The sequence below is a fragment of the Brevundimonas sp. genome (assembly GCF_036402095.1).
GTDB lineage: Bacteria > Pseudomonadota > Alphaproteobacteria > Caulobacterales > Caulobacteraceae > Brevundimonas.
In genome coordinates, this window is record NZ_DASWTO010000012.1 from 1 (window position 1) to 11,523 (window position 11,523).

The window sequence follows — 11,523 nt, forward strand, 5'->3', positions numbered from 1 at the left end:
CTCGGTGCGGCACCTGAAGGCCCATCCGGAACTGCGCGAGGCGCATCAGGAGCGCGCCGCCACCCTCAAGGCCCGCCTCCGCGCCGCCGGCATCCCGGTGATGGAGTCCGAAAGCCACATCGTGCCGGTCTTCGTCGGCGACCCGGTCCACGCCAAGATGATCTCCGACATGCTGCTCGAGGATCACGGCGTCTACGTCCAGCCGATCAACTATCCCACCGTGCCCAAGGGCACCGAGCGCCTGCGCTTCACCCCCTCGCCCAACCACACCGACGCCATGATGGACGACCTCGTCGCCGCCATGGACAAGCTCTGGACCCACTGCAACGTGGCGCGGCTGCCGGCGGTGGCCTGAGGGCATGATGCAGCGGCGCGATCTGCTGGGCCTGATTCTCGCGGGCCCTCTGGTCGGCGCAGCGGCGCCCGGTTGCTCCCGCGCGTCCCCCCGACCCCTCGAAGACGAAAATATCGATGTCGCCGATTCCGCCTGGATTCGGCTGTCGGCCCTGCGCCGGGAACCTAAATTCCAGCCGCATGACTACCCGCCCCTTGGATACATGGGACCGGATACCCCGGAAGACCTCGAACCGCTGACCAATATGGTCAACCGCGCGATTGATCGGGTGCTGGCTCTGAAAGCGCCGAGGATTTCAGCCGCTTCCGTCCGGCCTGTCCTGCTCCGGACCATGGCGGAGGCCGCGCTCTTCGCCACCGACGACCGGGATCGGGTCGTCGGCTATCTGTTGGAGGTCTGGTACATCCTCGGCTTCCACACCGCCCTGTTCGCCATGCGTCACGGTTCCGCTTACAAAATTCCGCCGGGCTATTCCGAACCTCTCCCGCCGGGCTGGACCACGCCCGACCGTCCCCGGCCGATCGGATGACGTCGCCTGACGCCGTTCCGGGCGAGGTCATCCTCGAGCTGACCCGCAACGGGCCGTATCTGAAATGCTCGGCCGTCCACGTCGCCACCGGCCTTGAAGTCTCGGCCTTCGGCCCCGTCGCCGAGCCCGAAGGCCTCAAGCGCATCGCGCTCGCAAAGCTCAAACGGGCGCTCGCCGCCCGCTGACCACAAGATGTTGTGGTGACTGGCCGCCGGGCCTAAATGATCTTCACCATACGACGGGGACCCCCAGTGACCGCCTTCACCCACGACGCCTATTTCTCGAAATCCCTCGCCGAGGCCGACCCCGACATCTTCGGCGGCATCCAGGGCGAGCTGCGCCGCCAGCAGGAGCAGATCGAGCTGATCGCGTCGGAAAACATCGTCTCAAAGGCGGTGCTGGAAGCGCAAGGGTCCGTCCTGACCAACAAATACGCCGAGGGCTATCCGGGCCGCCGCTACTACGGCGGCTGCGAATACGTCGACGTCACCGAGGACCTGGCCCGCAGCCGGGCCAAACAGCTGTTCAACTGCGCCTTCGCCAACGTCCAGCCCCACTCCGGGGCCCAGGCCAACCAGGCGGTCTTCCAGGCCCTGCTGACCCCCGGCGACACCTTCCTCGGCATGGACCTGGCCTGCGGCGGCCACCTGACCCACGGCTCGCCGGCCAACCAGTCCGGCAAATGGTTCCGGCCGGTGACCTACAAGGTCCGCGAGGACGATCACCTGATCGACTACGACCACGTGGCCCGGATGGCGGAGCAGGAGAAGCCGAAGCTGATCCTCGCCGGCGCGAGCGCCTACAGCCGCCACATCGACTTCGCCCGCTTCCGCGAAATCGCCGACAGCGTCGGCGCCTACCTCATGGTCGACATGGCCCACTACGCCGGTCTCGTCGCCGGCGGCGTCTATCCCGACCCGCTGCCCCACGCCCACGTCGTCACCACGACCACCCACAAGACCCTGCGCGGTCCGCGCGGCGGCATGGTGCTGTCGAACGACATCGAGCTGGGCAAGAAGATCAACTCGGCCGTCTTCCCCGGACTGCAGGGCGGGCCGCTGGAGCATGTCATCGCCGCCAAGGCCGTGGCCTTCGGCGAGGCGCTCAAGCCCGAGTTCAAGGTCTACGCCCGTCAGGTCGTGACCAACGCCCAGGCGCTGGCAGCCGTGCTGGTCGAGCGCGGCGCGGCCATCGTCTCGGGCGGCACCGACAGCCATCTGATGCTGGTCGACCTCAGGCCCAAGGGCGTCACCGGCAAGGCGACCGAAGCCGCCCTCGAACACGCCCTGATGACCTGCAACAAGAACGGCGTGCCGTTCGACACAGCGCCGTTCACGGTGACCTCGGGCGTCCGCCTCGGCGCCCCGGCCGGCACCACGCGGGGCTTCGGTGTCGCCGAGTTCCAGCAGGTGGGGCACTGGATCGCCGACGTCATCGACTCGATGAAGGGCACGGACGAAGCCGACGCCGCCGTGTCGCAGCGCGTCGCCGGCGAGGTGCGCGAGCTGACGCGCCGCTTCCCGATCTACGGATGATCCGCCGATGAAATGCCCCTTCTGCGGAAATCCGGACACCCAGGTGAAGGACAGCCGCCCGTCCGACGACGGGGCCGCCATCCGTCGCCGCCGGTCCTGTCCGCAGTGCAGCGGGCGTTTCACCACCTTCGAGCGGGTCCAGCTGCGTGAGCTGATGATCCTCAAACGCAACGGCCGCCGCACGCCCTTCGATCGCGACAAGCTGGAACGGTCGCTGGCCGTGGCCCTGCGCAAGCGCCCGGTGCAGCCCGAGCAGATCGAGCAGCTGGTGAGCCGCATCACCCGCCAGCTGGAAAGCCTCGGCGAAACCGAAATCCCGTCCTCGACCGTCGGCGACTTCATCATGAAGGCGCTGAAGTCGGTCGATGAGGTCGCCTACGTTCGCTACGCCTCGGTCTACAAGGATTTCCGCCACACCAACGACTTCGCCAAATTCCTCGGCGACGAGGGCCTGGACGACGAGCGGAGCTGATGCGGCCCCGCGTCACCCTGAAACTGGCCACCTCCCTCGACGGGCGGATCGCGACGGCGTCCGGCGAAAGTCGCTGGATCACCGGCGAACCGGCCCGGCGCGAGGGGCACCGGCTTCGGGCGGCGCATGACGCCATCCTGGTCGGGATCGAGACGGTGCTGGCCGATGACCCGGAGCTGACGGTCCGTCTGCCGGGCCGGGCCGTCGACCAGCCGCTCCGGGTGGTGCTCGACAGCCGTCTGCGGACGCCGTCTACGGCGAAGGTGGCGCAGGGTGACAGCCTGATCCTGACCGCGGCGGAGCCCCGGCCCATCGGGTCGGCTCGCGTCGAGCGCGTCGACGCACCGGACGGTCGGCCTGGGCCCGCAGCCGCCCTGCAGGCCATCCGGCGCGCCGGCGCCGCCTCGGTCCTGATCGAAGGCGGCGGCCAGGTCGCGGCCTCGTTTCTCCGCGGCGGCCTCGTCGACCGCATCGAGTGGTTCCGCGCCCCGATCCTGCTCGGCGGGGAAGGGCGGCCCTGTGTCGCCGGGCTGGAGCTGGGCGCTCTCGCCGACGCTCCGAGATACCGGCGACTTGCGGTGGAGCCCTGCGGTGACGACCTGTGGGAGCGCTACGAGAGGCTCTGAATGTTCACAGGCATCGTCACAGACATCGGCCGGGTGCGCTCGGTCCGCCAGACCGAGCGTGACCGGCGCTATGAGATCGAAACCGCCTGGGACACCTCGGGCATCGATCTCGGCGCCTCGATCAGCCACGCCGGCTGCTGCCTTACCGTGACGGAGACGGGGCCCGGCTGGTTCGCGGTCGAGGTCTCGGGCGAGACCCTGTCGAAGACGAATCTCGGCGACTGGACCGAGGGCCGCCGCGTCAATCTGGAGCGCGCGGCGAAGCTCGGCGACGAGATGGGCGGCCATATCGTCTCGGGACACGTGGACGGTCTCGGCCGCGTCGTCGCCATTGAACCGGAAGGCGGTTCGCACCGCGTTCACATCGAGGCGCCCGCGCCGCTGCATCGTTTCATAGCCCCCAAGGGCTCCATCACGGTCGATGGCGTCTCCCTCACCGTCAACGCGGTGGAGGGCCGGCGTTTCGAGGTCAACATCATCCCGCACACCTGGGCGGCGACGACCCTCGGAGGCCTGAATTCCGGCGACGCGGTCAATCTCGAGATCGACATGCTGGCGCGATACCTCGCGCGGTGGCAGGAGACGGCGTGGTGCAACTGGCGGCCAACATGAACGACAGCCCGATCAGCCCGATCGAGGACATCCTCGAGGACGCCCGCAACGGCAAGCCCTACATCCTCGTCGACGCCGAGGATCGCGAGAACGAGGGCGACGTCATCATCCCGGCCCAGTTCGCGACGCCGGATCAGATCAATTTCATGGCCCGGCACGCCCGCGGTCTGATCTGCCTCGCCATGACGGCGGAGCGCGCCCGACAGCTGCGTCTGCCGCCGATGGCCGCCGACAACCGTGAGAGCATGGGCACCGCCTTCACCGTCTCGATCGAGGCGAAGGAAGGCGTCACGACCGGCATCAGCGCCGCCGACCGCGCCCGTACGGTCCAGGTGGCCTCGGATCCGACCAGGGGGGCCGAGGACATCGTCTCGCCGGGTCACATCTTCCCGCTGGTCGCCCGCGACGGCGGCGTGCTGGTTCGCACCGGCCACACCGAGGCGGCGGTGGATATCAGCCGCATGGCCGGCCTGACCCCGGCCGGCGTGATCTGCGAGATCATGAACGACGACGGCACCATGGCGCGGATGCCGGACCTGATCGCCTTCGCCCAGCTTCACGGTCTGAAGATCGGCACCATCGCCGACCTGATCGCCTACCGCCGGCGCACTGAACGCCTGGTCGAGCGGGTCATGGACACGCCGTTCGAGAGCATTCACGGCGGCCCGTTCCGCCTGATGCTCTATCGCAACGCCATCGAGGGCGTCGAACACGTGGCGCTCGTCAAGGGCAAGATCGAGCCCGGCAAGCCCACCCTGGTCCGCATGCATCAGGTCGATTTCGCCGCCGACCTGCTGGGTCATGTCGAGGCCCGTCAGGACTATGTGCCGCGCTCCCTGAAGGCGATCAGCCAGCATTCCGGCGCCGGCGTCACGGTGTTTCTGCGCGATCCCGAGCTGCACGGCCTCGCCGAACGGCTGGCGGGGGTCGAGAAGCCGAAGGCCGTCGACCGCGCCATCCGCAACTACGGCGTCGGAGCGCAGATCCTGCTCGATCTGGGCGTTCGCGACATGATCGTGATGAGCTCGACCCGCCCCAATCCCACCGCGCTGGAGGGCTACGGCCTGCGCATCGTCGGCTGGCGCGACATGGACGGAGAAGACCAATCGTAAGCGACCCCTATCGTGTCCTCATCGTCGAGGCGCGCTTCTATGATGATCTCGCCGACGCCCTGCTCGAGGGCGCGAAGGATGCGTTGCGCGCGCAGGGCGCGGAGTTCGACGTCGTCTCGGTTCCCGGGGCGCTGGAGGTGCCGACCGCCATCGCCCTGGCCGAGGAGGCGGGCCGCTTCCCCACCGCGCCGCGCTACGACGGCTATGTCGCCCTGGGCTGCGTCATCCGCGGCGAGACCTACCATTTCGAGATCGTCGCCGATCAGTCGGCGGCCGGCATCCGCAACCTCGGCCTCAAGGGGGTCATCGTCGGCAACGGCATCCTGACGACCGAGGACGAGGACCAGGCCTGGGCCCGGGCCCGGATCAGCGAGGGTGACAAGGGCGGCGGCGCCGCGCGCGCCTGTCTCGACCTCATTGCCTTGCGCAAGCGGCTGCGCGTAGGACTGGCGTCGTGACCGAACCCGCCAGCCTCCAGTCCGTGCTCGAGCAACTCGCCGAAGCCGAAAAGCAACGCGCCGAGCCGCAGCTGAGCAGCAGGCAGCGGCGCGCCCGCACCGTCGCCCGCCTCGCCGCCGTCCAGGCCCTGTACCAGATGGAACTGGCCGGGGAGGGGGTCGAGACGGTCATCACCGAGTTCTCGAACCACCGCTTTGACGCTGACATCGAAGGCGAACCCCTGGCCGAGGCCGACGAGTCCTGGTTCGCCGATATCGTCCGCGGCGTGGTCGGCGGCCAGCGCGATATCGACAGTGCGATCAAGGCCCGGCTCGCCTCGAACTGGCGTCTGGAGCGGCTCGACTCGACCCTGCGGGCCCTGCTCCGCGCCGGCGCTTGGGAACTGCGCGAGCGGCAGGACGTGCCGAAAGAGATCGTCATCGACGAATACGTCGAGCTGGCCAAGGCCTTCTTCGACGACGCCGAGGCCAAATTCGTCAACGCCGCACTGGACGGCGTGGCCAGGGACGCCCGCGCCTCCTGATGGCCGCGGTCGACGTCGCCGGTGAGTTCGAAACCATCCGGCGGCTGTTCGCGCCGCTCGCCCATCCTGAGTGGGGCCGCGGACTGAAGGACGATGTCGCGGTCGTCCCGTCCAGGCCCGGGCACGACCTCGTCCTGACCAAGGACGCCATTGTCGAGGGAGTCCATTTCCTCGCCTCCGACCCGCTCGACACGGTGTCGCGCAAACTGTTGCGGGTGAATCTGTCCGACCTCGCGGCCAAGGGGGCGGAGCCGTTCGGCTATCTGCTGGCCTGTCACTGGTCCGAGCGCTGCGGCTGGCCCGAGCGGATGACCTTTGTCGACGGCCTGCGGGCGGACCAGAAGGCCTTCGGCGTCGCCCTGCTCGGCGGCGACACCGTGGTCACGCCCGGGCCGGCGAGTTTTTCCGTCAGCATGCTCGGCTGGACGCCGAAGGGCCGCACCGTCGGGCGGGCCGGCGCCCGGGCCGGCGATCTGGTTTTCGTCACCGGCTCGATCGGCGACGGCTGGCTCGGGCTGCAGGCGGCGCAGGAGAAGCTTTCGCTGGAGCCCGACCGTCTCGCCGCCCTGATCGACCGATACCGGACGCCCACGCCACGCCTCGAGTTCGCCGGGCCGATCCGTGATTTCGCCAGCGCCTCGATTGACGTTTCGGACGGCCTGATCGCCGATCTCGGACACATGGCCGAGGCGGGCGGGGTCCGGATCGAGGTGGAACTCGAGCTCGTGCCGCGCTCGGCCGCAGGCCAGGCCTGGTTCGATGGCCGGGTCGACGAGCAGGCGGCGTTGGAAAAGCTGGTCACCGGCGGAGACGACTACGAGATCGCCTTCACCGCCCGGGCCGCCGACGAGACGGCGCTGCGGCGCGAGGCCGAGCGGCGTCATCTGCGGCTGACCCGCATCGGCCGGGTCATGGCCGGACAGGGTGTCGTCGCGCGGTTCGCCGGCCAGCCCGTTCCGATCGACCGGCCGGGCTTCACCCACGGCTGACAACGAAATCTCAAGGCGTGGGCGCCACCGTGGCCGAATGCTCCGCCGTGACCTGATCGCCGCCTCCGTCGCCCTGCCGGTTCTCGCCGGCGGCGCGACAGCGAACGCCGAGGACCGGCCGGCGGCCGGGGCCAGCCTGGGCATCGCCGGCGTCGGCCTGCCGATCATCTCGGGCGGCCGCATCCGCAACTACATCTTCGTCTCCCTGCGACTGCACCTCGGAGGCTCGGCGACGCCCGAATCGATGCGGCCGAAGGAGGCCTATCTGCGTGACGCCCTGGTCCGCGCCGGTCACCGGACGCCGTTCGTGGTCGAGAACGACTGGACCCGGATCGACACGGCGGCCCTGTCGGCGAGCCTGATGCGCTCGGCCGCGACCATCGCCGGCCGGGGCGCCGTGACCCGGGTCGAAGTGATCAGCCAGGCGCCCCGGCGGCGCACCGGCGTGGGCGGTGCCTGAACCCCGTTCACTAACCCTGTTGCGTCACCCCGGCGCATTTGGCACGTTTCCGCCGCATTTCCCCAGGGACGCAGACTCGCGTCCGGTGCGCACGGGGGGACCGGAAGGCGGACAGAGGCGAATAACGCCCGCCGCGCCAAGGGTCCGGGCGCCTCTAGAAACACAGGGTTTGGAAACGCCATGAGTAACTATCTGTGGCTGGTCATCGCCGCAGGCGCGCTGGGGGTCCTCTACGGACTCGTCCAGACGGCCTCGCTGATGAAAGCCTCGACCGGCACCGACAAGATGCGCGAGATCGCCGCCGCGATCCAGGAAGGCGCCTCGGCCTATCTGCGGCGGCAGTACACCACCATCGCCATGGTCGGCGTCGTCATTCTGATCGCCGCCTGGTTCCTGATCGGCGAATGGGCCGCCATCGGCTTTGTGATCGGCGCGGTCCTGTCGGGCCTCGCCGGGTTCGCCGGCATGCTGATCTCGGTCCGCGCCAACGTCCGCACAGCGCAGGCCGCGTCCGAAAGCCTGTCGAAGGGTCTGGACCTGGCGTTCCGCTCCGGGGCCATCACCGGCATGTTCGTGGCCGGCGGCGCCCTGCTCGGCGTGGCGGGCTACTACGCCTTCCTGACCGAGGGCATGGGCTTCGAGAGCACCAGCCGCGAGGTCATCGACGGCCTCGTCGCCCTCGGCTTCGGCGCCTCGCTGATCTCCATCTTCGCGCGTCTCGGCGGCGGCATCTTCACCAAGGGCGCCGACGTGGGCGGCGACATGGTGGGCAAGGTCGAGGCCGGGATTCCCGAGGATGATCCCCGCAACGCGGCGACCATCGCCGACAACGTGGGCGACAACGTCGGCGATTGCGCCGGCATGGCCGCCGACCTGTTTGAGACCTATGCGGTGACCACGGTCGCCACCATGGTGCTGGCCGCCATCTTCTTCCGCGACCAGCCCTACGTCGAAACCATGATGCTGCTGCCGCTACTGATCTGCGGGGCCTGTGTCGTGACCTCGATCGTCGGCAGCTTCTTCGTCCGGCTCGGCAAGAAGCAGAACATCATGGGCGCCCTCTACCAGGGCCTGATCGTCACGGGCGTGCTGTCCGTGGGCGCGGTCTATCTGGTCATCCAGCAACTGGTCGGCGCCGATCTGCTGGGCCCGGTCACGACCTCGACCGGCCTGACCATCGAACCGATGAGCCTGTTCTGGTCCGGCATGGTGGGCCTGGCGGTCACGGCCGCCATCGTGGTGATCACGGAATACTACACCGGCTCGAACTTCCGCCCGGTGCGCTCGGTCGCCAACGCCTCGGTTTCGGGCCACGGCACCAACGTCATCCAGGGCCTGGCCGTCTCGCTGGAGTCGACCGCCCTTCCGGCGCTGACCATCATCGTCGGCATCATCGCCAGCTATCAGCTGGCGGGCCTGTTCGGCATCGCCATCGCCACCACCACCATGCTCGGCGTCGCCGGCATGATCGTGGCCCTGGACGCCTTCGGACCCGTGACCGACAACGCCGGCGGCATCGCCGAGATGGCCGGACTTCCTTCGGAAGTGCGCCACTCGACCGACGCCCTCGACGCCGTCGGCAACACCACCAAGGCGGTGACCAAGGGCTACGCGATCGGATCGGCCGGTCTGGGCGCCCTGGTGCTGTTCGCCGCCTACACCTCGGACCTGCAGTATTTCTCGGCCAACCCCGAGGCGTATCCGTTCTTCGCCAACATGGGTCCGATCGCGTTCGACCTGACCAATCCCTACGTCGTCGTCGGCCTGCTGTTCGGGGGGCTGCTGCCCTTCCTGTTCGGCGGCATGTCGATGATGGCGGTCGGCCGCGCGGCTGAATCGGTCGTGGCCGAGGTGCGTCGCCAGTTCCGCGAGAACCCCGGCATCATGACCTACGAGGTCAAGCCGGAGTACGGCCGGGCCGTCGACATCCTGACCAAGGCGGCGATCCGCGAGATGATCGTGCCGTCGCTGCTGCCGGTGCTGTCGCCGATCGTGCTGTTCGTGGCCATCCTGTTCCTGTCGGACAAGGCGGACGCTTTCGCGGCTCTCGGCGCCATGCTGATGGGCGTCATCGTCACCGGCCTGTTCGTGGCCATCTCGATGACCTCCGGCGGCGGTGCCTGGGACAACGCCAAGAAGGTGATCGAGGAAGGCTTCACCGATCGCAACGGCGTCGTTCACGGCAAGGGCTCCGAGGCTCACAAGGCCGCGGTCACCGGCGATACGGTGGGGGATCCCTACAAGGACACCTCCGGCCCGGCGGTGAACCCGATGATCAAGATCACCAACATCGTGGCCCTGCTGCTGCTGGCGGTCCTGGCGAGCGGCAAGATCTTCTGAGGCCCCGAAGGTGTGCCGCGTCCTTCGGGGCGCGGGGGCCATCGCGACGAAAGACGCCCCGGAGAGCGATCTCCGGGGCGTTTCCGTGTCTGACGATGCGCGGTGGAGGTTAGTCCGGACGGCGCTGGCCGGGGACGTCCTCGTCGGTGCGGGGGAGCTGGCCGCGGCCGACGTTGCCGAGCAGCTGCTCAAGGATCGTCAGCTGGCGACCGCGGGTCGGGGTCTCGCGCCCGTTCATGGCGATCTGCTGACCGTCCTCCAGACCGAGCGTGCGCACTTCGGCGACCTGGCCCGTGTCGGTGAAGGTGATCTCGGTGACCGTCCGCTGGGTCACCTGCGGGCGGTTGTAGGTGTATTTCTCGGTCACCTGGCTGATGTAGTACCAGATGTTGTCGCGCTCGAAGGTCGAGGTCGTGGAGGGCGTGCCCAGCTTGGTCAGCACCGTCTGCTTGGTGTCCGTGCCGGCCACGATGTCGGCCGGCTTGGCGTCGATGGCCTGGAAGCCGTTCTGGCCCACGACCGGAGCGCAGGCCGCGGTCAGCGCGGCAGCCGAGAGGGCGGCGAAGAAGAGCTTGGTACGGAGCATGGACGGCGCCTGCGAGAGAACAAGGTCTTTGACCTAACCGGACCCGAGCCTTAGTTCAACGGCGCGGCGGAAAAGGGGCCGTATGATCATGCTTCAGAATCTGTTCCGAACCCGCCCCCGCGAACGACTGGGCGAGCCGCTGTATGAACTGGCCGTCCGGCAGGCCCGCGATCCGGGCTTCTACACGACGTTGGGCGTCGCCGACCGGATCGACGCACGGTTTGAACTGTACACCCTGCACGTCCTGCTGCTGGTCATGCGCCTGCGCGACGAGGGGGATCGCGGCGCCGAGGCCGCCCAGGCCCTCTTCGACACCTATGTCTCGGCTCTGGATCACGCGCTGAGGGAACTCGGCGTCGGCGACATTTCGGTCGGCAAGAAGATGCGCAAGCTGGGCGAGGCCATGTACGGCCGCATGACGGCCTATGAGCCCCCGCTGCGGGCCGGCGACCCTGCCGCACTCGCGGACGGCCTGTCCCGCAATGTGTTCGAGAGCGACGACCCGGCGGCCGGCGAGGTGCTCGCGGCCTATGCCCTCGAGAGCCGGGACCGGCTGGCGGCGCAGGACTTCACGGCCGTGACGGCGCGGCCCGACTGGGCGGAGATCAAGGCATGAGCGGCGCGGACCTGCCCTACAGCGAACCCGTGCGGCTGCATCAGGTCGGCGGGGGCGTGACGCGGACTCTGGAACCGGATGCGGCGGCCCGGGCGCGGATCGCACAGGCTCTGGATCTGGCGTCTCTGGACGCCTTCGTGGCCGAGATGACGCTGGCGCCGTCGCCGGGCGGCTGGCGTTTGTCGGGCCGGCTGCGCGCCAGCCTGGCCCAGACCTGCGGGATCACGCTGGAGCCGCTTCCCGTTGAAGTCGATGCGCCGTTCGTCGTGTCGCTGGCGGAAGCGGTGGACGAGGATTCCGACGAGATCG

15 protein-coding genes and 1 pseudogene are annotated in these 11,523 nt (G+C 68.8%); 15 read left to right on the forward strand and 1 reads right to left on the reverse strand.

Going from position 1 to position 11,523, the window contains the following annotated elements; all coding sequences use genetic code 11:
• From VGD32_RS00870 to VGD32_RS00930, 13 genes are all read left to right on the forward strand, one after another.
• Positions 1–355, forward strand: a 355-nt coding sequence (locus VGD32_RS00870; protein ID WP_331030019.1) for an aminotransferase class I/II-fold pyridoxal phosphate-dependent enzyme, incomplete at its 5' end; no start/stop codon positions are given.
• A gap of 7 nt (positions 356–362) precedes the next feature.
• Complete coding sequence (locus VGD32_RS00875) at positions 363–884, forward strand: hypothetical protein (protein WP_331030020.1); 522 nt, start codon at positions 363–365, stop codon at positions 882–884.
• Positions 881–1,069, forward strand: coding sequence for a DUF6898 family protein (locus VGD32_RS00880; RefSeq protein ID WP_331030021.1), 189 nt, complete (start codon positions 881–883; stop codon positions 1,067–1,069). The genes VGD32_RS00875 and VGD32_RS00880 overlap by 4 nt, the downstream gene beginning before the upstream one ends.
• A 36-nt stretch (positions 1,070–1,105) precedes the next feature.
• A complete protein-coding gene (glyA, locus tag VGD32_RS00885; RefSeq protein WP_331030022.1) occupies positions 1,106–2,419 on the forward strand; it encodes a serine hydroxymethyltransferase in 1,314 nt (437 codons plus the stop codon).
• Positions 2,420–2,426: 7 nt separating this feature from the next.
• Positions 2,427–2,891, forward strand: coding sequence for a transcriptional regulator NrdR (gene nrdR / locus VGD32_RS00890; RefSeq protein WP_324776715.1), 465 nt, complete (start codon positions 2,427–2,429; stop codon positions 2,889–2,891).
• Positions 2,891–3,517, forward strand: a complete 627-nt coding sequence (locus VGD32_RS00895; RefSeq protein WP_331030023.1) for a RibD family protein — start codon at positions 2,891–2,893, stop codon at positions 3,515–3,517. The genes nrdR and VGD32_RS00895 overlap by 1 nt, the downstream gene beginning before the upstream one ends.
• Positions 3,518–4,129 carry a riboflavin synthase gene (locus VGD32_RS00900; protein WP_331030024.1) on the forward strand — a complete coding sequence of 204 codons (612 nt, stop codon included), beginning with the start codon at positions 3,518–3,520 and terminating at the stop codon, positions 4,127–4,129.
• Positions 4,126–5,241, forward strand: a complete 1,116-nt coding sequence (gene ribB / locus VGD32_RS00905; RefSeq protein WP_331030031.1) for a 3,4-dihydroxy-2-butanone-4-phosphate synthase — start codon at positions 4,126–4,128, stop codon at positions 5,239–5,241. The genes VGD32_RS00900 and ribB overlap by 4 nt, the downstream gene beginning before the upstream one ends.
• Positions 5,235–5,699, forward strand: a complete 465-nt coding sequence (ribH, locus tag VGD32_RS00910) for a 6,7-dimethyl-8-ribityllumazine synthase (RefSeq protein WP_331030032.1) — start codon at positions 5,235–5,237, stop codon at positions 5,697–5,699. The genes ribB and ribH overlap by 7 nt, the downstream gene beginning before the upstream one ends.
• Positions 5,696–6,223, forward strand: a complete 528-nt coding sequence (gene nusB / locus VGD32_RS00915) for a transcription antitermination factor NusB (RefSeq protein WP_331030025.1) — start codon at positions 5,696–5,698, stop codon at positions 6,221–6,223. The genes ribH and nusB overlap by 4 nt, the downstream gene beginning before the upstream one ends.
• The gene (thiL, locus tag VGD32_RS00920; protein ID WP_331030026.1) at positions 6,223–7,212 is read left to right on the forward strand and encodes a thiamine-phosphate kinase; all 990 of its coding nucleotides are present in this window, start codon (positions 6,223–6,225) and stop codon (positions 7,210–7,212) included. Before nusB ends, thiL begins: the two co-directional genes overlap by 1 nt.
• Before the next feature lie 37 nt (positions 7,213–7,249).
• A complete protein-coding gene (locus tag VGD32_RS00925) occupies positions 7,250–7,672 on the forward strand; it encodes a hypothetical protein (RefSeq protein ID WP_331030027.1) in 423 nt (140 codons plus the stop codon).
• Between the two features lie 180 nt (positions 7,673–7,852).
• Positions 7,853–10,012 carry a sodium-translocating pyrophosphatase gene (locus VGD32_RS00930; RefSeq protein WP_331030028.1) on the forward strand — a complete coding sequence of 720 codons (2,160 nt, stop codon included), beginning with the start codon at positions 7,853–7,855 and terminating at the stop codon, positions 10,010–10,012.
• Between the two features lie 109 nt (positions 10,013–10,121).
• Here VGD32_RS00930 and VGD32_RS00935 read toward each other — a convergent pair whose 3' ends face one another.
• Positions 10,122–10,598, reverse strand: coding sequence for an outer membrane protein assembly factor BamE (locus VGD32_RS00935; RefSeq protein WP_331030029.1), 477 nt, complete (start codon positions 10,596–10,598; stop codon positions 10,122–10,124).
• An 82-nt stretch (positions 10,599–10,680) separates the two neighbouring features.
• Between VGD32_RS00935 and VGD32_RS00940 the strand changes: the two genes are divergently transcribed.
• Entirely contained in the window at positions 10,681–11,214 is a 534-nt protein-coding gene (locus VGD32_RS00940) for a ubiquinol-cytochrome C chaperone family protein (protein WP_331030030.1), read from the forward strand.
• Positions 11,211–11,523, forward strand: a pseudogene (locus tag VGD32_RS00945) (DUF177 domain-containing protein); the annotation flags it as partial. The gene VGD32_RS00940 and the pseudogene VGD32_RS00945, both read left to right, overlap by 4 nt.

What these genes read in the sequence shown, in the direction of transcription:
- VGD32_RS00875 (WP_331030020.1), top strand. Translation starts at nt 363, where the DNA reads ATGCAGCGGCGCGATCTGCTGGGCCTGATTCTCGCGGGCCCTCTGGTC.
- VGD32_RS00880 (WP_331030021.1), top strand. Translation starts at nt 881, where the DNA reads ATGACGTCGCCTGACGCCGTTCCGGGCGAGGTCATCCTCGAGCTGACC.
- glyA (WP_331030022.1), top strand. Translation starts at nt 1,106, where the DNA reads ATGATCTTCACCATACGACGGGGACCCCCAGTGACCGCCTTCACCCAC.
- nrdR (WP_324776715.1), top strand. Translation starts at nt 2,427, where the DNA reads ATGAAATGCCCCTTCTGCGGAAATCCGGACACCCAGGTGAAGGACAGC.
- VGD32_RS00895 (WP_331030023.1), top strand. Translation starts at nt 2,891, where the DNA reads ATGCGGCCCCGCGTCACCCTGAAACTGGCCACCTCCCTCGACGGGCGG.
- VGD32_RS00900 (WP_331030024.1), top strand. Translation starts at nt 3,518, where the DNA reads ATGTTCACAGGCATCGTCACAGACATCGGCCGGGTGCGCTCGGTCCGC.
- ribB (WP_331030031.1), top strand. Translation starts at nt 4,126, where the DNA reads ATGAACGACAGCCCGATCAGCCCGATCGAGGACATCCTCGAGGACGCC.
- thiL (WP_331030026.1), top strand. Translation starts at nt 6,223, where the DNA reads ATGGCCGCGGTCGACGTCGCCGGTGAGTTCGAAACCATCCGGCGGCTG.
- VGD32_RS00925 (WP_331030027.1), top strand. Translation starts at nt 7,250, where the DNA reads ATGCTCCGCCGTGACCTGATCGCCGCCTCCGTCGCCCTGCCGGTTCTC.
- VGD32_RS00930 (WP_331030028.1), top strand. Translation starts at nt 7,853, where the DNA reads ATGAGTAACTATCTGTGGCTGGTCATCGCCGCAGGCGCGCTGGGGGTC.
- VGD32_RS00935 (WP_331030029.1), bottom strand. Translation starts at nt 10,598, where the DNA reads ATGCTCCGTACCAAGCTCTTCTTCGCCGCCCTCTCGGCTGCCGCGCTG.
- VGD32_RS00940 (WP_331030030.1), top strand. Translation starts at nt 10,681, where the DNA reads ATGATCATGCTTCAGAATCTGTTCCGAACCCGCCCCCGCGAACGACTG.